The sequence below is a fragment of the Bradyrhizobium sp. 613_E4_N2_2 genome (assembly GCF_052075995.1).
Taxonomy (GTDB): Bacteria; Pseudomonadota; Alphaproteobacteria; order Rhizobiales; family Xanthobacteraceae; genus Bradyrhizobium; species Bradyrhizobium barranii.
In genome coordinates, this window is sequence record NZ_CP197234.1 from 5879367 (window position 1) to 5901081 (window position 21715).

19 protein-coding genes are annotated in these 21715 nt (G+C 60.3%); 6 read left to right on the top strand and 13 right to left on the bottom strand.

From position 1 onward, the window contains the following. Window positions 1-801: 801 nt before the first annotated feature. From AB7290_RS28330 to AB7290_RS28345, 4 genes are all read right to left on the bottom strand, one after another. Window positions 802-1020, bottom strand: coding sequence for a DUF1127 domain-containing protein (locus tag AB7290_RS28330; protein WP_434057411.1), 219 nt, complete (start codon window positions 1018-1020; stop codon window positions 802-804). 1212 nt (window positions 1021-2232) lie between these two features. Then, window positions 2233-2637 (bottom strand): nuclear transport factor 2 family protein, encoded by a 405-nt coding sequence (locus AB7290_RS28335; RefSeq protein WP_085398148.1) that lies wholly within the window; start codon window positions 2635-2637, stop codon window positions 2233-2235. 943 nt (window positions 2638-3580) lie between these two features. After that, window positions 3581-4711 carry a murein L,D-transpeptidase family protein gene (locus AB7290_RS28340; RefSeq protein ID WP_354133603.1) on the bottom strand — a complete coding sequence of 377 codons (1131 nt, stop codon included), beginning with the start codon at window positions 4709-4711 and terminating at the stop codon, window positions 3581-3583. Window positions 4712-4906: 195 nt separating this feature from the next. Beyond that, the gene (locus AB7290_RS28345; protein WP_144030758.1) at window positions 4907-5227 is read right to left on the bottom strand and encodes a hypothetical protein; all 321 of its coding nucleotides are present in this window, start codon (window positions 5225-5227) and stop codon (window positions 4907-4909) included. A 221-nt stretch (window positions 5228-5448) separates the two neighbouring features. Between AB7290_RS28345 and AB7290_RS28350 the strand changes: the two genes are divergently transcribed. After that, window positions 5449-6678, top strand: coding sequence for a cupin domain-containing protein (locus AB7290_RS28350; protein WP_071915263.1), 1230 nt, complete (start codon window positions 5449-5451; stop codon window positions 6676-6678). Window positions 6679-6888: 210 nt separating this feature from the next. On the opposite strand, the gene AB7290_RS28355 is transcribed toward AB7290_RS28350, so the two are convergent. From AB7290_RS28355 to pdxR, 3 genes are all read right to left on the bottom strand, one after another. Continuing rightward, window positions 6889-7209 (bottom strand): DMT family transporter, encoded by a 321-nt coding sequence (locus AB7290_RS28355; RefSeq protein WP_085401694.1) that lies wholly within the window; start codon window positions 7207-7209, stop codon window positions 6889-6891. A gap of 106 nt (window positions 7210-7315) precedes the next feature. Next, window positions 7316-7771 carry a carboxymuconolactone decarboxylase family protein gene (locus AB7290_RS28360; protein WP_063984223.1) on the bottom strand — a complete coding sequence of 152 codons (456 nt, stop codon included), beginning with the start codon at window positions 7769-7771 and terminating at the stop codon, window positions 7316-7318. Between the two features lie 127 nt (window positions 7772-7898). Continuing rightward, window positions 7899-9320, bottom strand: a complete 1422-nt coding sequence (pdxR, locus tag AB7290_RS28365) for a MocR-like pyridoxine biosynthesis transcription factor PdxR (RefSeq protein ID WP_085401766.1) — start codon at window positions 9318-9320, stop codon at window positions 7899-7901. Window positions 9321-9523: 203 nt separating this feature from the next. Here pdxR and AB7290_RS28370 point away from each other — a divergent pair, with 203 nt between their 5' ends. Continuing rightward, on the top strand, window positions 9524-10174 hold the full coding sequence (locus AB7290_RS28370; RefSeq protein WP_085401767.1) for an FMN-dependent NADH-azoreductase: 651 nt from the start codon (window positions 9524-9526) through the stop codon (window positions 10172-10174). A gap of 136 nt (window positions 10175-10310) precedes the next feature. On the opposite strand, the gene AB7290_RS28375 is transcribed toward AB7290_RS28370, so the two are convergent. Further along, entirely contained in the window at window positions 10311-13178 is a 2868-nt protein-coding gene (locus tag AB7290_RS28375) for an ATP-binding protein (RefSeq protein WP_135217211.1), read from the bottom strand. A 317-nt stretch (window positions 13179-13495) separates the two neighbouring features. Between AB7290_RS28375 and AB7290_RS28380 the strand changes: the two genes are divergently transcribed. Further along, on the top strand, window positions 13496-14383 hold the full coding sequence (locus AB7290_RS28380; RefSeq protein ID WP_085401697.1) for a haloalkane dehalogenase: 888 nt from the start codon (window positions 13496-13498) through the stop codon (window positions 14381-14383). Window positions 14384-14545: 162 nt separating this feature from the next. Here AB7290_RS28380 and AB7290_RS28385 read toward each other — a convergent pair whose 3' ends face one another. Next, a complete protein-coding gene (locus AB7290_RS28385; protein WP_244623528.1) occupies window positions 14546-15349 on the bottom strand; it encodes a ThuA domain-containing protein in 804 nt (267 codons plus the stop codon). 200 nt (window positions 15350-15549) lie between these two features. On the opposite strand from AB7290_RS28385, the gene AB7290_RS28390 reads away from it, so the two are divergent. Continuing rightward, the gene (locus tag AB7290_RS28390) at window positions 15550-15972 is read left to right on the top strand and encodes a DUF805 domain-containing protein (protein WP_085401698.1); all 423 of its coding nucleotides are present in this window, start codon (window positions 15550-15552) and stop codon (window positions 15970-15972) included. A gap of 200 nt (window positions 15973-16172) precedes the next feature. On the opposite strand, the gene AB7290_RS28395 is transcribed toward AB7290_RS28390, so the two are convergent. From AB7290_RS28395 to AB7290_RS28410, 4 genes are all read right to left on the bottom strand, one after another. Further along, window positions 16173-17252: an NAD(P)H-dependent flavin oxidoreductase gene (locus AB7290_RS28395; protein ID WP_085401769.1), complete on the bottom strand. Its 1080-nt coding sequence runs from the start codon at window positions 17250-17252 to the stop codon at window positions 16173-16175. A gap of 10 nt (window positions 17253-17262) precedes the next feature. Further along, on the bottom strand, window positions 17263-17976 hold the full coding sequence (locus AB7290_RS28400; RefSeq protein ID WP_085401699.1) for an SDR family NAD(P)-dependent oxidoreductase: 714 nt from the start codon (window positions 17974-17976) through the stop codon (window positions 17263-17265). A gap of 137 nt (window positions 17977-18113) precedes the next feature. Beyond that, a complete protein-coding gene (locus AB7290_RS28405) occupies window positions 18114-19073 on the bottom strand; it encodes a helix-turn-helix domain-containing protein (protein ID WP_245344104.1) in 960 nt (319 codons plus the stop codon). Window positions 19074-19253: 180 nt separating this feature from the next. Further along, window positions 19254-20063: a LytTR family DNA-binding domain-containing protein gene (locus tag AB7290_RS28410; RefSeq protein ID WP_161495844.1), complete on the bottom strand. Its 810-nt coding sequence runs from the start codon at window positions 20061-20063 to the stop codon at window positions 19254-19256. Window positions 20064-20183: 120 nt separating this feature from the next. Between AB7290_RS28410 and AB7290_RS28415 the strand changes: the two genes are divergently transcribed. Continuing rightward, complete coding sequence (locus AB7290_RS28415; RefSeq protein ID WP_085401700.1) at window positions 20184-21155, top strand: alpha/beta hydrolase family protein; 972 nt, start codon at window positions 20184-20186, stop codon at window positions 21153-21155. Between the two features lie 165 nt (window positions 21156-21320). After that, window positions 21321-21689 (top strand): hypothetical protein, encoded by a 369-nt coding sequence (locus tag AB7290_RS28420; protein WP_201266186.1) that lies wholly within the window; start codon window positions 21321-21323, stop codon window positions 21687-21689. Window positions 21690-21715 lie beyond the last annotated feature (26 nt).

The following is a 21715-nucleotide window of genomic DNA, read 5'->3' on the forward strand; positions in this document are numbered from 1 at the left end:
TCGTGTCTTTTCAACCAAGATAGACTTTAGGACATCGGGAAGAATGCCGGTCAGGATCGAGAAAAAACTGTGCCTTCGTCTTCAATGGCAGCTTATGGCACTTTTCGGACCTGCGGCGGCAGTGTTCCGATGTCCGCTGTTGAGGGTTGAACGGACCTAAATCAGCCGCGCCCGAAGGTCGCCTTTTGACCCAGACCGGACCACCCGTTCGCCGCGCAGGCATTGGGCTTAGGCTCGACCGGTCCTCGCGCTAGTTTGAAGGACCTCGTGTTGCCAGACAGAGCGGTCGTCCCCATCGTATAGTGATCAGAAATCGCCAGCCACGAAAAGACCAGACTACTGGCGATTGCCGCGCTTGCGTCGCCTGCTTGGGCGGAAGGGCGCGGGTACGGGTGCCAGGGCGAGCCCCTGGTACGGTATGGCAATCATCCCTCGACCATGGCCGACGAGTGCCGGTCATGCCAGTCCCGTGGATTATCGAAGAGCTGATCTATGGCCAAAAGCATTCTTGTCATCGTTGCTATTCTCGCAATTTCTACTTCTGGCGCTTTGGCCGCACAGAGGACCCATCATGGCCGCGCGTCGCCTGCGCCGTCGCCGAGCGAGGGGTCGAGGGGGCTGAGCCCATATGCCGTGGGCCCAGGTAATTCCAACGACCGCGAGATGTACATCAAGAACCTGCGCGACTCCGGGTATAATCCGGAGAACAACTTCAACAGGTTCGGGAACGTGCAGGCAGCACCTTATGGGGGCGGCTAAACCTCGAATCCCGTTAACCCGGTACCGGCGCGGCTGCCGTCGCTAGGCCCGCCAAAACGGCTTTTCGAGTTCGTGCGCGATGTCGCTCCGGGAGACGCCGATATCGTGCAGGTCGGGCTCGGTCCAGCGCGCGAGCTCCCGGCGATTGCGATAACGCTGCCGCCAGAGATGAAGGGTCGCGCCAACGCTGGCCCAAACCTCGTAGAGGTTGACGAGAGCCTTGATATCAGCGGAGATCAGGCGTGTTGAAGATAACTTCACAGCTTTATCTCCCCCTATAAGTTCGGGAGGACTGTATCGCTGTGCTACTGACAGCATACTGTCAGCAGCAGGTAGCATCTCTGGCCCAAGGAACGGAGATGCCCCGGCTTCGGCTGACAATCACTTTGCGTCATGTATTCTTGGGAAGTCCGATGTTGGCCCATCAGCGAAGTGACGACACCGCTCAAGGAGGTCCGCTTAGCGAGGCGGTGCGGACTGGATTTGCTCGCTCTGAGTTCTTCGCATTTTGACCCGAAGTCGACCTTAAACTCGTAACCAGCGAGAGGCTGATCGCAGCTTAGCAGAGTCCTTGGTGGGACTTAGCACAAGCGGCACGCTCCCCAGGATCCGCAGCAACCCGCGCAACCACCGAACCCCCAGCCACCATACCCCCAGTCATCGAACCCGATGTCGTCATAGAATCCGATGCTGAACCCGCAGCCGCCGCAACCGCAACCACGGAAGCCACGGCAACCACGGAAGCCACCGCAACCTCGGATGCCAACGAACCCGCTACCACCGCAACCTCGAATGCCAACGAACCCGCCACCACCGCAACCTCGGATGCCAACAAACCCACCACCACCGCAACCTCGGCCGCCAACAAACCCGCCGCCGCCGCAACCTCGGCCGCCGCCGCACCCCCCGCCACCATGGCCGCACCCGCAACCACCGCACCCCCGCGCTAGCTGCACGCCGCCGCCAAAGTTTTCTCTATCGAAAAGATGAAACGTGGCCAGACTGACGTCGGCCATTTCCTCTTCGCCAAGAAAGAAGCGCTGATTTGGCGAGGTGTTGGATTGCGGGATACCGGTAGCGGGCATCGTGGATGCGGATGCGCTACTCGCCAGCGAAAGACCCAGTCCGGCCGCACCTAGCACCTTCACGGTGGCGGCTTTGGCTGTGCGCTTCTGCTTCGAAGCTTGCTTGACCCGTGGCATGATCGCACCCTCCGTAGTTCTTGTGAAAGCGCTCTGCAAGAGTGCGCTCGGCGAAACCGGCGCGCAAGGGTTACCTGTGCCATAAAATGCGAAACATCTCATCGAGCTCCATTCATCTTCAGAACCGAGATCGACACATGACCGCTTTTGGTTAAGCAGAATCACGCCAGCCGACCAGCGCAAGAGGCGTCGCGATGTCGGCTGTCTACGGGAAAGCGGACGTCACACGATGGTTGGGCTGACCGCAGCTTTTGACCCAAAGCGGAAATCACTAGCTCGGTACCCCGCTTAGGTGAAATGTCGTAGCAAGGATGCGCCAGCCGTCGGGGGAGCGAACAAGGTTGTACGACTGCCGCCATTGCCTTGTGACGCTTCCATCCGGTCGGAGGTTTTTCCACGTTACAGTTCCGAGAGCACTGCGTTCGCCTATAGGAACAGCCACTACATCGTGCAGAGTTCCACTTTCGGCCCCTTCGCGTCGGTAGGTGTCGGCCACTCCTTGGAAAAACCGCGCAATCTCGTCACGTGACTGAAAACAATGTATCGACCCGTCACCCCGCATGGTGATGCAGGGAGCGCAGTAGAGTTTGGCGATTTGATCACCATCCCAGGTGGTGAATGTCTCCATGTATTTGTTGAAGAAGGCAGATATCTCGACTTCAAGCGCTTCCGGCATGATTTGTCTCCAGAGCTTTCATGTTCTGCGACGAGCAAGCCAACCCGAATTGTCTTGGGTTGCGATACAGCGCACGCGGAATTCGGATGGCGACATGCCGTTCAGCCGATCCGCTGCTGGGTCCAACTCCGCGCAACTGGCCTGCTCTACAGTTACGATCTGATCCGCGGCCAACCAAGCTACGATTGGAACTGAAGGGCCAATGATTACGAGATAGGCCAAGCCGAGAGCGGGAGACCAACGTTCAATACCAAGCCCTGTCCGGAAGACCACGGCCATTCCTAAGCCGAAGCACGCGATCCAAACGGCAAGCCAACAAGCAGAGATCATTCGTCTCTCCCCGCTCCAACAGTGTGCGCAATGTTACCGTTGACGCCCATCTCTCGCCAGAAGACAGTTTGCACCGAAGGGGCAATGCACTTGACCGATTCTGGATGGTTAAGCTCACCTGCCAGTCAGGTGTTGATGGAAACGACGAGGTCATTGAATGCAAAAGGCTGATCGGCGATGTCGCCTATTGGCCCCAAGCAGCGGTTGGTGGATGTGTGCTATTCCGCTGCTGTCAGGGGAGAAGCAGACATCCGGCAAACAGGCCAAAAATGACGCGAATGACCCATAGCAGACCTGCACCCGAGCATTCGCCGAGTGGCCGCCTTAACCTCGCAGTGGCAGCGGGATGGAAAGCAGTTAACGCGCTAGTGCACTTCGTAATCTTAATTTGCGCGAAGGCGTCCCACCGAAATTGCTCACCCGCGCCGACGAGTTGATCGAATAACTCGCTCTTAGCTGAGACGCATGGGTCCACACCTATCCCGAGCCGACTCGCGCAGCGCTTCATCGCACTCCGCTTCCGGGCGTATTCAGACCTTGAGAAAGCATTGGCGAGGTCTGGCAGTGACCCGGCAGCTGACTCTGGATGCAAGCCTGAAGTAGACCGGGCGCTCTAGCACCCGTCGTCTCCTTCCACGACGGTCGACAGGAAGCTGGAACGAGCCAGATCACATGCAATCGGTTTCGAGAACGAGGTGCCAAACCATCTACTCGTCAACGAACCATCGTTGGTGACCCAGGGGATTGGCGGCAGTTGCGGCAGATAAGATGCATACGGCATCACTTTCGCAAGCGTCACTCTGACCAGATACTTTGCAAGAAAAGCCTCGTTCATTCCGCCGTCCAGTCCGCTATAGATCGGGGCTGCCGGCACGTTGTCATTGAGCAATCGCGCGAATTCGAGTTCGTCGGTACGTTGCTTCTCAAGCGCCCGCCGCGCAATTTTGGAATCCACGACAAACGCGGGGCATTTATCGGTGGGACTGAACACGAGAGGATACGGCGAATTTGGTGGAGCTTGCGCATCGAACACATAGCGTCGATTGCACACGTCCACCTTAGGTTCGAGATGCGTCCTCTCGAAGTGATCGTTGCCGACTTTGAGCATTTTCCAGAAGGAGAGGTTCGGGCTATTTCGATGCTGCGCCAGGTTTGCCGGCGTCAGGCGGAATGGATAAGCCTGGACCTGAAAGGACGGTCGGCCGCCGAGGGAGTCCCGCGCTAGCGAATAGATCTCGCTTATCTGTTCGTCGGTCATGGCATAGCAACCGCTCGATGAGCAGTCGCCATGGATCATGAGTAAGCTGCCGTCGCGATTGTTTGCCTTGTCGAAGCTGTTGGGAAAGCCGACGTTGATCGCGAGATGGTAATCGGAGTTGGGATTCATCAGCTCGGGAGTAATCGTATAGAACCCCTCTGGAGCCTGACGGTCACCCTCCTTCAGTTTCGGCCCGAGATCCCCCGACCACCGACAGATCGGGTACACCTTGAGGATTTTGAAGAGGCCGGTGGTGTCCTGTTTCCAGACTTCGAGCTCCGCCTCTTGCTTGAAGACGCGCACAAGGATAGGCGAGTATTTTGGCATCTTCTTTTGTCGGAGCAGCGAGAGCAACTCGGGTGGTAGCTCCTTTGTAGCCTTGGCCGGCAAGCGGTTGCTGTTTTCGCCAAGGCAGGTGGCCGGCGACAACGCCGCGAAAAAAGCTGCAGTCAGCACAAGCGCACGGAGTGCCGTGGCGCCGATCATGACCTTACCTCGGGCGTGGAATCTGCTCATTTGGGTAGCGTGTAGTCAGTGGGTTCGTAAGGCAAGCCCAGATGGACGCAGCCACCGGAGAAGTTCGAGCTTATCGTTGGCCTTGGGGATGCCAAGACGCTCGGTCTCGTCGTCCGCTTCTGGCCCATAGCTGACCTGCCCGATCGGTTCAGCCGAGGACTTCTTTTAACCCAAAGCTGACCTCAAGCAGTTCCGGAGACAATTAGGCAAAAAGCCCGCATTGGTTATGACAGCATTCTTGGCGGCGCTCGCGACATCGGCCAAGTCGGAGTTCATCAATGTGCCGACGGAGTGATCGCCACCGATAGCCAAGACCGGCATCGGCAATTTTCCGGTCTTAGCGAACAGCGTTTTGTTGTCCTCGCCGTCCTTAGTGAAGGCAGCCAACTGTCCGCCAAAGGCATCGTGGATGGCATCCGTACGAGCATAGAGCACCGCATCGTGATCGCGGGTCTTTCGTCGATCGCAGCGGGGGTATGGGTTCACGGCCTGGTTCGAAAACCGATACGGCTATCGAAACATCGAGGCGGACAGCGCCAATGTTGGCGCTCGCCCTGCCGGAAGCCGCCGGAACTCGTGCTAACGAGAAATATCGAAGTGTACTGCTTTGATAGTGTGAACCGCTTCCAACGGACGACGCTCGGAGACGTCAGGCGCAGGTGTCGTGCGCAGAAGCATTGTAGCCTGGAATCATGGGAGAATCGCGCATGGATTCCATTTCTCGTCGCCATATGTTGGCAGCGACCGCTACCGGAGGTCTGCTAACGAGCGTTGGGCTGGCGCACGCGCAAACCGCGGACGGCGCGATTCCTCAGCCACAGCGACCGGGTCACGGCGGCACCGATCCCGGTCCGCGCAATCTCATGCGGGATCGGCAGAACCCGGATCTGCTGGTTCCGCCGTCGACTGATCATGGTACCTTGCCGAACCTGCGCTTCTCGTTCTCGGACGCCCATATGCGGCTTGAGCCGGGCGGCTGGACCCGCCAGGTCACGCAGCGTGAGCTAGGCATTGCCAAGTCCATGGCCGGCGTAAATATGCGCCTGAACGCGGGCGGTGTGCGTGAGCTGCATTGGCATAAGGCGTCAGAATGGGCCTACATGCTCTATGGCACGGCTCGCGTGACGGCCGTCGATTCCGAGGGACGCTATTTCGTCGATGACGTCGGCGTCGGAGATCTCTGGTTCTTCCCGGGCGGAACCCCGCACTCGATCCAGGGCCTCGGCCCCGACGGCTGCGAATTTCTTCTCGTGTTCGACGATGGCGATTTCGACGAAGACAACACCTTCCTGCTCAACGACTGGTTCAAGCGCATACCGACCGATGTGCTGGGCAAGAATTTCGGAGTGCCTGCCTCGCTGTTCGGCCACACCCCCGATGAAAGCGAGCGCTATATTTTCCTGGCTCCGTTGCCGGGGCCGCTCGGATCGGAAGCCATATCGGGCGCAAAGGCGTCGGAGACGAGCTACACGTGGCGGATGATGGAGCAGGTGCCCATCAAGACGAAGGGCGGAACGGTGCGGATCACCGATTCCCGTTTGTTTCCAATCAGCACCACGACCGCAGCGGCCCTGGTTGAACTCGAACCTGGCGGATTGCGCGAGGTGCACTGGCACCCTAACGGAGACGAGTGGCTCTACGTCATCGAGGGACAGGCGCGCATGGGTGTGTTTGCCGGCCAGGGGCAGGCGCGCACATTTGATCTGCAGGCCGGTGACGTTGGTTACGTCCCGGTGGCGATGGGCCACTATCTCGAGAATACCGGCTCGACCAACTTTCGATTTCTCGAGACGTTCAAGAGTGACCGCTTTATCGACTTCTCTCTCGATACCTGGATGGCGGCAACACCGCCGGGACTGGTGCAAGCCCATCTCAAACTCGATCCGAAGGTGATGAGCGCGCTGCGCACGAACAAGGCTCTGGTCGTGCCGGAATAACCGCCCAAGTCGGAGTGAATCGCGGCGCACTCGTCCGGCGCCCGGTGGGCAGGCCGCTGGCGGACCGCCGGCAAGATTGCGCCATCTCCGGCTGCAGAAGGAGAACGCCATGAATGTTCTGACCTGGGCCGCCCTGCGTTGGTGGTCGCCGGATCCGCCTTAGCATCAAACGGTCAGGCCGAAACGGGCACCCAAGCGTCAGTGGCATCCTCAGTTTGCAGAGACAAGCTTTAGTCCAATCACGCCGGCCACAATCAAAGCAATGCAAAGTATCCGCGCCGGCGACGCAGAGTCGCCCAGCACTGCGATACCCAGAACGGCGGTACCCGCGGCACCGATACCGGTCCAGACCGCGTACCCCGTTCCTACGGGAAGTGTGCGGAGCGCCAGCGAGAGAAGAAAGATACTCGACAAACCGGTGGCAGCCGTAAACAGCGCGGGTATCAGCAGCGTGAAGCCTGCGGACCACTTCATGCCGAAGGCGAATCCGATCTCGAGAAGGCCGGCGGAGGCCAATATCATCCATGCCATGTGGGTCAATCCATTCGCTGGTCACCGGGCGTTACGGCCGGGCCGCTTGTGAGGGGCTGGACGCGCATGGAGGATTCCATGCGCGACATGCTTGCTGATGGGCGCCTCAAGCCTTACTGGCGGCAGCGGGAATCGAGCGGAACGAAATTCCCAATCGATTGAACGCGCTCATCAAGCCGATGGCATAGGTGAGGTCAGCGAGTTCCTTGTCGCTGAATTCGCCGGCGGCGGCCTCGTAGTCGGCATCGGGAACGCCGGTTTCGGCCACCCTCGTCACAGTTTCGGTCCAGGCCAGCGCAGAGCGTTCGCGCTCACTAAAGACTTCCCCCGCGTCTCGCCACACAGGCACCAGCACGAGCTTGTCCGCGGCGACACCAGACTTGAGCAGGTCGCGGGAGTGCATATCGATGCAGTAGGCACAGCCGTTGATCTGCGAAACCCGCAGATACACGAGATCGACAAGTTGCTTTGAAAGGCCGCTTTTTTGAAGATAGACGTAGACCCCTCCAAAAGCCTTGAAGCCTTCCGGTGAAGCCTTGGCGTAATCGATGCGCTTGTTCATGATCGAATCCTCATCTGGTTGAAGGATTCCATCGTTTCGCATCTTGGCCTATTCAAGAAGGACCATGATAGGCGTTTGTAGCTGGGCCATGATTTCCATAATCCAGCAGATCACGCTCGAACTTCAGTCACATCAATCCCAAGATGCGCCGTCCGAAATTTTCGGCCATGCGCCGCGAGGCGATATTCGTGAAGTTCAAAAGAAGGGCGGAAGCCCCATCATTGCGCCTCGTCCAATCCGTAAGTGCCTCCGCGTACAGGCCTTGTTCCCGCATGCTCGCAGCGAGCCGGCGATCTGAACGGTTGCCTCGCAGACGCAAGATCAGGTGCATGCCCCCCGGCTGTAGATCTATTCGCACATTTTTTCCCAGCACGCTTTCCAGCCCTGCCGCGGTTGCCGCGCGGCGCTCGGCATAGAGCCTCCGCATCCGCTGGATATGGCGCGCAAAATGTCCTTCGGCGATGAATGAAGTGACGATGGTTTGCGTAAGCCCCGGAGAGCCGGTTGAAAGGCTTTCGGTGACCTCCTCAAACCGCTCGACCTGCGCTTCCGGCACGACGAGATAGGCCAGCCGCATGCCTGGAAAAAGTACCTTGCTGAAGGTACCCGCATAGAGCACCCGCCCGTCACGATCGAGGCTTTTCAATGCAGGGAGGGGGCGGCTGACATAGCGGTATTCGCCATCGTAGTCGTCTTCGATGATCCATGCCTTGTTTCGCGCGGCCCAGTCCAACAACGCCAGACGCCGGGGTAACGACAGGGACATGCAGAGCGGGCTCTGATGCGCAGGCGTGACCACCGCTGCGCGCGCCCGGGGCGCGAACTTGACGGCATCGGAAACGACCATGCCTTCCGCATCGACCGGCACCGAGATGCCTTCGATCTGCATATATTCGAAAATTTCTCGCGTGGGCGGATATCCCGGGTCTTCGAGCCAGACGCGATCGCCCGCCTTCAGCAGGGCATGACCGATCAGTTCCACGGTTTGGCGGTATCCCGAGGTAACGAACACCTGAGACGGCGAGCAGTTGATCCCACGCGAGACCTGGAGATATCTCGCGATTTCAGCACGCAGCGAAGGCAAGCCGGACACAGGGGGATGGATCATATCGGAAGGCTGCATGGCCCGCGCACTACGCGCGCCAAGGCGCGCCCAGATCTTCCGGGGAAACGCATCCAGGGCGGGCAAACCCATCTGGAATGGCAGGATGGAATCCGGACGAAAACTGACTGCATCCATCCGGGGATCCGCTCGCGGCGTCGGGTTCGCAATGGATATTCGCGGCGTAAGGTCTGGGCTTACAATGGTTCCTGCCTGCCCGCGCGCCTCGACATACCCTTCAGCGGCCAGCAAGGAATAAGCCGTGTCGATGGTACCTCTGGCCAGCCCCAATTCCTTGGTCAACGCCCGTGCCGACGGAATGCGGTCACCAGGCTTCAACATTCCAGTGGCGATAGCGTCGCGAAACCGATCGTAAATCTGCCGGTAGAACGGTGCTGCCGCCTTCGGATCAAGCGGCGGGAGCTTTCGGGGATTCGCGGCAGGCATGGCCCGATCCGATCTTTCGATGAACAAAAAACCCACTATGCCATAACGGTTCGGATTGGTCTCCACTCCTCGCACGCTGCAGCGGTCGAGCCTGCGCCGGCAAATCATGGACCAGTCGCAAAGCTCATTCATGGTCCTTGGATGCAGGCCGAAATTGCTCTTTGCTGATGATCAGAGTTCGGACAGCAGCGATTGGAAAGCAGATGACGAAAATACTGCATTTGACTTGCAGCCCCCGCGGGCAAGCCTCGGAGAGTTACAGGCTATCTCAGAAAGTCGTCGGCTACTTGCTGGATAGCGAGCCGACGGCAACCGTCATAATCCGACCGATCAGCGGCGTCCCCGATATCGATGAAAGCTACGCAACTGCTCTTGGCGCGACCGAGCGATCGTACCTGGAAATGTTTGTCGAGGGTTCCATGTCCCGGTCCGAAGAACTGATCCAGGAACTGGAGAGCGCGGACTTCGTCGTCATCGCAACTCCGATGCACAACTTCACCGTGCCTGCCGCTCTCAAAGCGTGGATAGATCACGTCGTTCGAGTCCGTCGAACGTTCGACGTGACTGCCCAAGGAAAACTGGGGGCGTTGCGCGACCGCCCGGTTTTTGTCTCAGTGTCCTCGGGCGGACGATTTTCCGGCGATCGCGCGCATCAGCCCGATTTTCTCACGCCGTATCTAAAAGCTATCCTCGGTACTATCGGGCTGCATGATTTGACGTTCTTCTCCGTCGAAGGATCGGCCCTTGGTCCTGATGCATTGGTCGCAGCCCGAACCAAAGCGGATCAGGCAGTGCAGAGGTTCTTCCTCCGTTTCGCGCGCCATTCAACGGGGGCGTTTCAGCAAGCTGTATGAACGGGCAACGGCACCTCGCGGGATTCCCTACCAGCGAGACCAATACAGCGCCCGGGAAGCTGAGGTACTTGCCTCCTCAATTGCGCAAGCAAAACTTCCCCCAAACATCAGAGCCTCGCTAAGAACGGAGATTGGCTTAACTGAGATCACGCAAGAGACCTTTTGCTCGCTTAAGGTCGGCGGTGTCGAGACCTTCGGTAAACCGGTCGTAAATCGGTTGCAGCAGCGCCTTCGCTTCAGCCGGTCGGTCCTGATCGCGAAACAACTGTCCCAAGCTTGTGGCGGCGCGTAGTTCCCAGGACAGAGCGCCCTGCAGGCTCGCCCACTTCATCGCCCGGAAAAACTGATCCTCGGCCGTTGCCGCAGCGCCGGGTGCACCTTGCAACAGCAGCAGTTCGCCCTTGATGCGCAGCAGCTCGGCGATGCTCAAGCGTTCTTCGGTCTCCTCTGCGCGCGCGATCGCATCGTGTACCACCGAAAGTCCTTCGCCCACTTGCCCGACGCGCCCCAAGCCTTCCGCCATCTCACCAACGAACAGGAAATAGCGATGCGATGCGTTGACTTCGTCGCCGAGTTCGTCGATGCCTGACCGCAGCAGCGGCAATCCGCCGGGGGTATCTCCGCGCTTGATCGCAAGCAGTCCTTGATGGCTGCGGGCAAAGGCAACATAGCGCATCAGCGAATGCCTGGTCGAAAGGTCGATCAGCCTTGCCACGTAATGGTCTGCGACATCCATATGGCCGCTCCACAGCGCGATCGGGCATGCTGCGTTGGCGACGATGTAGCACACCGAGTTGACGTGTCTGCTGGCAGATGCCTCATGCAGGTATGTTTCGGTGACGTGCATTGCGCGATCCGGAAATCCCTGCAGCCATAGGGTCCGGCCCAGAAAGGCGCCGGCGGTCACCCGCTGGTTGCTCCGGAAACGGCTGATCCGCGACTTTTGGACTGGAGGAACATAGTGCGCGAGCATGCGTTCGAGGTGATACCGCGCGCTCGCTTGATCGCCGAGGCATTGCTGCGAGATGCCGATCAATCGCTCACCGATCAGCCGATCGTTGGAATTTGACCGGCTTGCCGCAAGGGCGCTGAATCGTTGCGCGGCGGTCAAGGAGGCGCGAAGGCGGCCGGCAACCCGGTGAAAGAACCACAGGCCTAGCAGCGACCGCAATTGGTGCTCGACATCGTCAAGCCTCTCTGCAAGCTCCAGCGCCTTTGTCCAGGCTTCGCCGAGCGCGGGAATTTTCGCGTCGGTGACAAATATCAGGGTCGTACCGAGCGCGGTATGCAGCTTCATCTCGAGGCGCGCGTCGCCATTGACGGCAGCCCCAAGGGCGGCGATCGCCCGCTCCACGCGGCCGCGGCATTCCTCCAGCAACGACGAATGGACGCATAGGGGCACTGCGGCCGCGGTCAGCCCCGCGCCAATCTGCACGTCACCGCTGGGTGAAAAGGCCCAACCCAGCGCCGCGCGCAGGTTGTCGATGTGCCGTCCATAGTCGCCCATCCAGTCGACCGTGGGGCGCATCTCCAGCTCCGCTTCAGCCCGCTCGAACAAGTCCCGGTAATATTCGGCATGGCGACGTGCGAGCCGTTCCCGCTCCCCGCTCTCGCCGAGCTTTTCGAGGGCATACGTATGGGTCGTATCCAATAAGCGGTAGCGCGCCGTGGTGGCATCGATTTCCGCCACAACCAGCGACTTCGAAACCAGGCTGGAAATTCCATCGACCACGTCCGGCAAAGCGATCCCGGCGCCCGTTACCACCGCGCAGATCGCCTCCAGGTCGATGGCACCGGCGAAGACCGCGAGCCGGCGGAGGAGCACCAACTCAGGCTCAGTCAGTAGCTCGTAGCTCCAATCGAAGGTCGCCCGCAGAGTTTGGTGCCGCGGCAGCGCCGTCCGCCCTCCGGTCAGCAGCTGAAAGCGATCGTCAAGGTGAGCGGCGAGTTCTTCGACACCGAGTGCCGTGACACGTGCCGCCGCCATTTCAATCGCGAGCGGTATGCCATCAAGACGCCGGCAGATCGCCGCGATCGTCTTTGCCTGATAGCCATCCAGAACCGCCCCTGCCTCGGTTGCTCGTGCACGTTCGATGAATAGTCTGACGGCGCCGTATTCCAGGAGATCGTCCGCGTCCTCCGTCGGAATCGAGAGTGGCTGCACCCAGTAGACCTGCTCCCCCTCGGCCCGGAGCGGCTCGCGGCTGGTTGCGATGATCTGAGCCGAGGATCCGGCTCGCAGCACGCCCTCAGCCATCCTCGCCGCGGCGTCGATCACATGCTCGCAGGTGTCCAACACCACCAACAAGCGCCGCGCTGCCAGTGCCAGCGCCACGCGCTGCGTCGAAATTTCACCTCCGCCGAACTTGAGTCCGATCGCGGCAGCGAGCGCTATGGGAACCAGACTGGGATCAGCGAGCGGCGAGAACTCGGCCAGCCACACGCCCTCTGGAAAATGCGGCAGCAGTTCACGGGCGACCGCGAGCGCGAGCCGTGTCTTGCCGATGCCCCCCGCCCCGGTCAGGGTGACGAGCCGGCCGGCACGGACAAGCTTCGAGATTTCCTCGACCTCGGCGGTGCGGCCGATCAACGCTGAAACCGGCTGCGGCAGGTTGGTCGACGCTAATGGCTGCGCCGACGCACTTTCCTTTAGGTAGAGTGGATGTCCCGGTCCGGTTGCTGGCCGCATGGTCCAGATGCCGCGCAGGTGATAGCCGCGGCCGGACACCGTCTGCAACAACTCGCGATCGGCGCCAAGCGCCTTGCGAATGGCGGATATATGAATCTGGAGCGTGTTTTCTTCGACCGTCGCAACCGGCCACACCCGATCTATAAGATCGCGCTTGGTGACAAGCTCGCCACCCGACTGAACCAGAATCTCCAGAATCTCGAATGCGCGGTTCCCGATCGGAACGGAAACACCTCGGGACCGCAGCTCACGCTGGGTAAGATCGATCTCCCACCCGTTCGACTCATAGACGGCTCGTAGGCCTTGCTCCACCATCACGGCCTGCCCCGTCGGTTGAGTAATCCTAAGAAACTCTCAGCATCAGATCAGGGAACCGCTCCAGGAAAGCAGCTTAAACGTTGATCTGGGCAGTGGGCAAGCGCCGTCGAACTATCCGCTTAACGCGCGGCATATCAATGGCTTGATACCCAGCATCTGCTTGGGTGATCTTCTGAGCAAGATTAGCATAACAGCATCAATGGCGGGCAAGCGATTGATGCAAGGCCCTAGTAAGATCACTCTCGAGCCCAGCGGCGCGCTGTTGCGCAGGCTTCGCGGTGTCGCTGCGCCCAAATGTAAACGGGAGAGCGAACATGATCTCTGCGGCATTTCCCTATAAGAAGCAGCGGCGGCGGGTCCTCGGCCGCGAGATGGCGTATGTGGAGGTGGGAAAGGGCGACCCCATCGTACTGCTGCACGGCAATCCCACTTCGTCGTATCTCTGGCGCAATGTGTTGCCGCACCTGAAGCCGCTGGGTCGCTGCATCGCCCCCGACCTGATCGGCATGGGCGATTCCGACAAGCTGCCTGACAGCGGTCCCAACTCGTATCGCTTCGTCGAGCACCGCCGCTATCTCGACGCCCTGCTCGAGTCCCTGGACGTGCGCGAACGGGTCACCCTCGTCATCCATGACTGGGGTTCGGCGCTCGGCTTCGACTGGGCCAACCGCCACCGCGAGGCAGTGAAGGGTATCGCGTACATGGAGGCGATCATGGGGCCGCAATACTGGGACCACTGGGACAAGTTCGAAATGCGTCACGCCTTGCAAGGGCTGCGTTCCGAGAAAGGCGAGGAAATGGTCTTGCGAGACAATTTCTTCATCGAGAAGATCCTGCCGGGAGCCATCCTTCGCAAAATGTCCGACGAGGATATGGCGGAGTACCGACGGCCCTTCGCCGAGCCCGGCGAGGGCCGGCGTCCGACGCTGACGTGGCCCAGGCAAATCCCCATCGAGGGCGAGCCCGCCGACGTGACTGCGATCGTGACCGCCTACGCCGACTGGCTTAAGACGAGCCATATACCCAAGTTGTTCCTGAGGGCGGAGCCCGGTGGGATCCTCGCCCATGGCCCGGTTCTCGATTTGGCCCGCAGCCTCCCGGCACAGACCGAGGTGACGATCTCGGGACTCCATTTTGTCCAGGAAGATTCGCCGGACGAGATCGGACGGGCCGTCGCCGGCTGGATGGAGGCGTTGGGCTGACGGCGGCCATGCAGGGCTGCGATGTCAGGATCATCAAGGCTCACTCTGAGTTCTTCGCATTTTGACCCGGAGCGGAAGTCGCAGACCAAGACGGTCCGAACCTCAGGCATGGACACCAGCCAACGAATCCGGCGGTGGCGCAAATGCGAAGTGCCGCGGCGTCTACCAGGGCGACCTTCGCATAGACCACAGGATAGCGTTCGTGAGAATTCGCTGGTAGCGGGCGTCCCGCCAAACTGACGGCTCGTGGCCTAGCGCCGAATAAAATACTCGTCCCTCGCCATAGAATCGGGTCCAGGTGAGAGGCCAGCCATAAAATCGTTGATGTACGCCGGTCTTGCCAAGGTCCACCGAGCTTGGGTCGAGGCGCAGGAGCACGCGTGAACCACGATAGTCGAAGTCGCTGATTTGGTAGATCTCGTCCTCGACTTGCAACGCATTCCCAAGAAATGCCACCAGGGGATCGCCGGGATCAACCACCTCGATCTTCACGGCCTGATGCCAAGGATGACCATTAAAGTAGCCGCCGACCAGATCTAGATAGTCCGGCCAAGTGTAGAATGTGTCCGTCGCCGAATGAACGCCGAGGAACCCGCGGCCCGAGCGCACAAAGTCGAGAAGAGCTCTCTTTTGCGCGTCGCTCATCGGAAGTTCTCCTGACGTATAGAACATCACCGCTGCGTAGCGCTCGAGGTTTTCGGTAGAAAATTCGGACGTGTCTTCCGTTGCAGTGACTTCAAAAACACCCGAATGGCTTCCGAGCTGGGTCAGGATAACCTTAGAAAGCGGTATGACATCATGCCGGTAGCCGGCGGAGTATGTGAAATAGAGGATGCGCTCTCGCGGACGCTCCGCATGCGCGCCGAGTGGTCGGATTGCCGCCGCGCCGCCGAGGAGCGCGATGAACTCACGTCGCCTCACAATCGCCTCCGCCAAAACCAACCATGTGTTGAAGAAGCCTAGCACAGATCAGCCCAGCGCCGACCGGGGGGCATCGCCCTCTCGCGTCCTATGCAACGCTGCTGGCCTGATCCTATTGTGACTGTCGGCGATTGTCCGCCCGTGCGCACAATTTTAGGTTATCTATTGGGATAGTGTTGGGCTGTATAGCCTATGCTGCTTAAGCGTTGCACTACAGCTATCGGACAGGATGATCTCGGAGGCGCATGCATTCAGCTTTCATTTGGTATTTCTTATCCATGAAAGGCCGCATCGGTCCGCAGGAATTTCGATTGGGACTTTTGGGACTTGTGCTAGTCGACATGCTCGTCGTGCGCATCGCGAGGAAGCTCACTGATTCAGGACCCCAATACTATAGCGTCAACCCTCCGCTCGACTGGCCCATCGTCCCGGCTGTCCTCTTTATCTCGCTCTGGCCGCTCGCTGCAATCCTTGTGAAGCGACTACATGACTTCAACATCTCGGGTTGGTGGGCGCTCACAATCCTCGCAATTCCTCTCCTCGTCGACGCGCTCAGCATTCCGTATTGGCTTCCTTATCTTTTATTGGCGGCAATCCTGAGTGCATTTCCCGGACGGCCTGGCGACAATCGGTTCGGCTCGACCTCGCTACCGCGCACGCGCGTCTAGCGCGCGCCCAAAGCAGACCGGCCGGGCGTTTGAACGGTGGCGCGAAAGTCAGCCGCAATGTCTGCTGATGGTCCATCCCTGCCGACAGCGCTCCTCAACGACAGGTCAGCTTCGCAGGGTAAACCCGGCGCGCCGATCCGCAGCGAACCACGCCGGACTTCGACCCAATTCGGACTTTGGTTGGTATCCCAAGCCGGACATCAGCTGCCTCCAGACTTGGTGGCTTCCCGCACGAGGACGTCCATCAACATTTTGGCGGGTATCTCGCGGGCAAGCGCCGCCGCCTGACCTGACCAGAGTGGCGTGAAATCGGAGCTTCCATTCTGCTCAGCCACAGCACGCAGCGGCGACACTTCGCCCATGGGCAGCGGAAAGTCCGGTGCCGCGTCCGACCAGGGACCGATCTCGGCGGCAAGGCGATTGACCAGAACCCTCGCCGGTCGCCCGGAGAACACGTTTGTCACGACAGTCTGGTTCAACCGCGCATTTCGCAGGGCCTCGCGATGGAGTGGGGGCGTTGCCGACTCGGCGCAAAGCAGAAAGGCGGTTCCCACCTGCACGCCGGCGGCACCGAGTGCGAACGCCGCTGCGATCCCTCGCCCATCCCCGATCCCGCCGGCTGCGATCACGGGCACGCTGACGGCGTCAGCGACTTGTGGCACAAGGGCGAACGTGCCGGCCTGTGAGGCGATCGCGCGCTCGCTGTTAGAATCGAGGAATGAGCCTCGATGTCCTCCGGCTTCGTACCCCTGAGCGATGATCGCATCGGCACCATGCTTTTCGAGCCAGCATGCTTCGTCGACTGTCGTCGCCGATGAGATCACCTTGCAGCCGGCTGCCTTGACCCGATCGACCAATCCGGGCTCGGGCAAACCGAAATGAAAGCTTACCACCTCCGGCCGGACCTGTTCGACTACGGCGGACGCGGCATCGCCGAACGGAGCGAGATCGAGGCGCGGTGTAACCGTTGCGGGGGCGATGCCCAGTTCGCGATAATACGACGAAAGCTTCTCATGCCAGGCACGCTCGCGAGCGGCGTCCACCTTTGCCGCATCGTGGCAGAAGAAGTTGAGATTGATTGGTTTCTTCGTCAGTCGCCGTAGCTCGGCAACGGTCTTTGCAATGAGCTCAGGCGTCAAGACAGCGCAGCCGATCGAGCCAATGCCGCCGGCATTCGAGACCGCGGCTGCAAGGTCTACCGTGCCCAATCCGGCCATTGGTGCCAGCACAATCGGATGCTCGATCTTGAACAATTCAACAAGACGTCGGTTAGACCACATCGCACACCTCCTACCAGCGGCCGGCGGACGCGCCGCCATCGACATGCATGATCTCGCCGGTGACGAAAGCCGCTCGCTCAAGATACATCACGGCGTCGACGACCTCCTGTATCTCGCCCATGCGGCCCATCGGCTGAAGACTTGCGAGGAAGCCATGCGCCTCCGGCGCATGCATTGAGGTCGCGATCGCGCCAGGCGATATGGCATTCACACGGATATTCCGGCTTGCGTACTCGATCGCGAGCGAGCGGGTGATCGCGTTGAGCCCGCCTTTGGTTAGCGCCGCGAGCGCCGCCGCCAGGGACGCCATCGGCTGCTCGGCGATCGTGGCCGTGATATTGACGATGTGACCCGAGCCCGCGAGCAGCATCCTCGCCGCCACCCGCTGCGTCAGATAAAAAAAGCCCGCGAGATTGACACCGACCATCTTGGCGAAGTCGGCCTCAGAATAATCGGTAAAGGGCTTCGCAATGAACAGGCCGGCATTGTTGATGAGCGTATCGATCCGCCCGAAGCGCTCGATGGCCAGTTCCACGATGCGATCGGCCGTCTTTGCGCTGGCGATATCGCCATCGACCGCGAGCATCGACGGATCGTCGCTCCTGCCGATCGAACGAGAACTGGCAACGACGTGGTAGCCGATATCCCGGTAGGCCTCGAGCAATCCTGCGCCAATGCCGCGCGATGCTCCGGTGATGATGGCAACCTTCCGTTCGGACGTCATATTCGCTTCTCCTTCACGCAAAGTGCATGGATGGGCGAACAGTTACCCTGATCGAGGCAATGCCGCTTTGCATCGCCTGCTCAGCTATTGTCATTTCCTGCCGTCGGTGGATGCAGATCGTTACATCGGTAACAAAGTCAAGCCAGCCGGTTTCGCCGATATTGCGCCGGCGTCTGGCCCGTGGCTCGCCGGAATGCGCGGGTGAAATTGGCCTGGCACGAAAACCTGAGCCCGAGGGCGATATCGACCAAGGCCCGGTCCGCATCGCAGAGCAGGTCCTTGGCGCGTTCGAGGCGCCTTGCACTGACATGCCGATGCGGCGATTTACCGATGGCGGCCTTGAACGCGCGCGCGAAATAAAACTCGCTCAGGCAGGCAACCGAAGCCAGCCGCGCTACCGTCAGATCGCCCTCCAAATTGGCTTCGATATAGTCGAGCACGCGCGCCAATCTGCGTCGGTCGAGCCCTTCCCCTGCGGCCGGCATGACCAGGCCGGACCGCGGCGCAGCATGGTTCTGGATCAATCTTGCCACCAGACTGAATGCCAGGGTTTCGGCGAGCAGCCTGCCCGCGGACGTCTCGTGTTCCAGTTCGAGCATGATGGCAAAGGCAATCTCGGCAAGCAGTGGATCGCGGAAGCCGCCCTTGTGGCGGAGTGAATCGATCGCCGTCGCGTCGAACCCTTCACCCAGATCATGCGACAAGAACAAGCCAGTCGGTAGGTAAAGATGCAAGATCGCGGGCACCGGCTCGGACATGTCGATCAGGCCTTGCTGCACGCCGGCCGGACGAAACCAGATGGTTCCACGTTCGGAGATGGTCGAGTCGATGGCCCCGTCCAGCCGACGCGTGACAACGGACCGACTACCGCGCACATCAACGCAGATCTCGGCATCAGGCTGGGGGTTATTCCAGGCAACCGTACCGCGGTGGCTGCGAAGCTCTGCCGTGAGATTTGACCAACCTCGCGCGGCGGATGAGGCCAGCAGCCCGGCGAGGCCGTATTTGTTGGGGCTGCGTTCGCCTGACGGCGACGGCCGAGATGTCAATTCCTGATTTCGGCCAAATAAATTCACGCCGGCGTCACCTTTGGACATGCTGCGGGCTCGACGGCGTCAATGTGGTCGGACTCGTGGCTGACCGCAACTCTCGCCCCCGCCCTATCACGCATCTGCGATCAAGCAGTGTAGCCGCTCACTTCCGTTATTGGCCCCCAACCGACGTTGCCACGCTGCTGCCGACCGCCAGCTTTTGACCCACAACGGACATGGCCTCCGTCATAGGGGCAATATTTCTGTTTCGGGGCTGCGGCCCCCCGTCGAGCTCTCGTTCGTCAACCAGCCCGCCTCCCGCACGATGGCGACGGCTGACCGGGCGACCGGGGCCGTGATTCCATTGACGAGTTGCAGTCGCAGATTGCGACCCTCGGTAACGGCCCGCACGACCGCCTTCCTCGCGACCCACCAGGAGCGATGTACCTGCAGGCCATCGGCATTTTCGAGCGCCATCATCGCCTGGTTGAGCGTTGCCAGTACAAGGCGAGAGTTGCCGGCGGTATGGACGCGCACATAGTGGTCCTCCATCTGCAGGCAAAGCACCGCGGAAGGTGGCGCACCGAGTAGCCCGAAAGCGGTTGGCGGCGCTTCGCCGGCTTCCTTGGCCTGTTGCCGGCGATGTAACCGGGCCTGCATAAGAAGGGTGAAACCGAGCACAATCGGCAAGGCGGTGATCAGCCCCTGCAAGTACCAATCGAGCGGTCGCAAGATTTTCAGGAAGGGCCATATCGATACGGCGATCGACGCGACCCAGATCTGGAATGGCGCGTTCAGGATGACGACGCCGAGAAAGATCGACATCCAGGTCATTGCCGGGTTCAGGCGGAGCCGCAGCACCACCCGGATGAGCGATCCGAAAAGCAGGATTCCGGGTAAGAAGCAGGCGAGTTGAAACACCACGCGCTGCCAGGTCGGTCCGTTCAGATAGCTACCAAACGGTCCGATCAGGCCGAAAAAGATGGCGCAGACGCTCGCGATCGCGAGGTCAACGGCCCAATCCCGCAGAAAGTCACTCCGACGCGCTTCGCTCATAAGGCCATTATAGTGGCGGTTTGCCCGCCGGCGAACCCATTCGCCCGTTGGCGAACAAGTGCTGGCGCAGGCCTGTGCCGTTTGCTGGATCCTTGGCGTCCCACTCGCCGAGAGGTTCCCATGCGCTACACGATTGCATATTTTTTCGCCGTACTCATCGCAGTCACCGCCGGCCAGGCCGACGCCGCGGTCGGGTTCCGGCATTTCAGCATCGACGATCCGCAAGGCCCACCTATCGAGGTGGGCGTCTGGTATCCGACCACGATGACCCCGAAGCCGGAGGCGGTCGAGTCCGATCAACAGATGGTCGCCCGCGACGCGCCGGTTGAGGGCACCGGTCTTCCGCTGGTGGTCATATCGCACGGTCACGGAGGCTCCTATGCCGGGCACCTCGACACCGCCACGGCCCTGGCCAATGCAGGGTTCGTCGTCGCCGCTCTTACGCACAATGGCGATAGCTGGCGCGACCAAAGCCGTCCTACCGCAATCTGGGAACGGCCACGGCAATTGAAGCTGCTCACGGATTACATGCTGGGCGCGTGGAGCGACCACGCCCGCCTCGATGCCAATCGCGTTGGCGCGTTCGGCTTCTCGGCTGGCGGCTTGACGGTGCTGGCGGCCGCCGGCGGCGAGCCGGACCTTCGGACCCTTCCGAGTCACTGCAAGGCGCATCCCGCCTTCGAAGACTGTCAGATCATGGAAGAGCACCCGTTGCTGCCGGATAGCGATATCGTCTGGACCCACGATCCGCGAATCAAGGCGGTGGTCTCCGCCGCGCCCGCTCTCGGTTTTGCCTTCGGGACCAACGGTCTGGCGGCGGTCCTCCAGCCGGTACAGCTCTGGCGGGCCGAGGATGATCAAGTGCTACCACACCCCTATTATGCGGAAGCCGTTCGGCTCGCGTTGCCGACACCACCCGAGACGCACGTCGTGGCTGACGCCGGGCACTACGACTTTCTGAAGCCGTGCTCTGCGGACCTGGCAACCCGCATGCCGGCAATCTGCACAAGCAAGCCGGGCTTCGACCGCGCTGCGTTTCATGAGCGCTTCGATCACGACATCGTCGCCTTCTTCAAGCGGACGCTGCAGTAGCAGGTTTTGAAGTGGGATGTCCGTTCTTGGCCGTTAGTTGATATTCCCGCGCTCAGAGCGAACGTCCCCTTGTGACCCGAAGCGGACATTACGGATATTGGTGGCTGTGGAAATCGACGTGACTCAATGCTCACCTCCTGAGTTGCAAGCGGAACGACGCAAAGCATGAAGAGCGGCACAGAGTCGCTGCACCCATGCGCCCCGTGCTTCATCCGAACAACAGGAGAATTGCATTTTTCGCAGCGCATTCGGTCAGGACAGCTGACGGTGCGCGCTGCGTATTCCGGGCATGACGCTGACGTTCGCCGCGTTCCATGCTATTATGCTAATATTCCAGGTCGTTCGGTCGAGCCTTGTATTGAGGTCAAAACCGATGATTGGAGCCACCATCCCCACATACTTCGTCAGTCCAAGGCGAAGCATCAAGAAAGCATGATCACGTTGACGCTCGGCGCCGGCGTGCAAACTCGATTTGACAGGAGAAAGCATACGCAGGTCGATTTCAACTCGCGGCAGTTCACGGCGGAGACCTGAACCGCCGCTTGATCTAAGGAGGCACT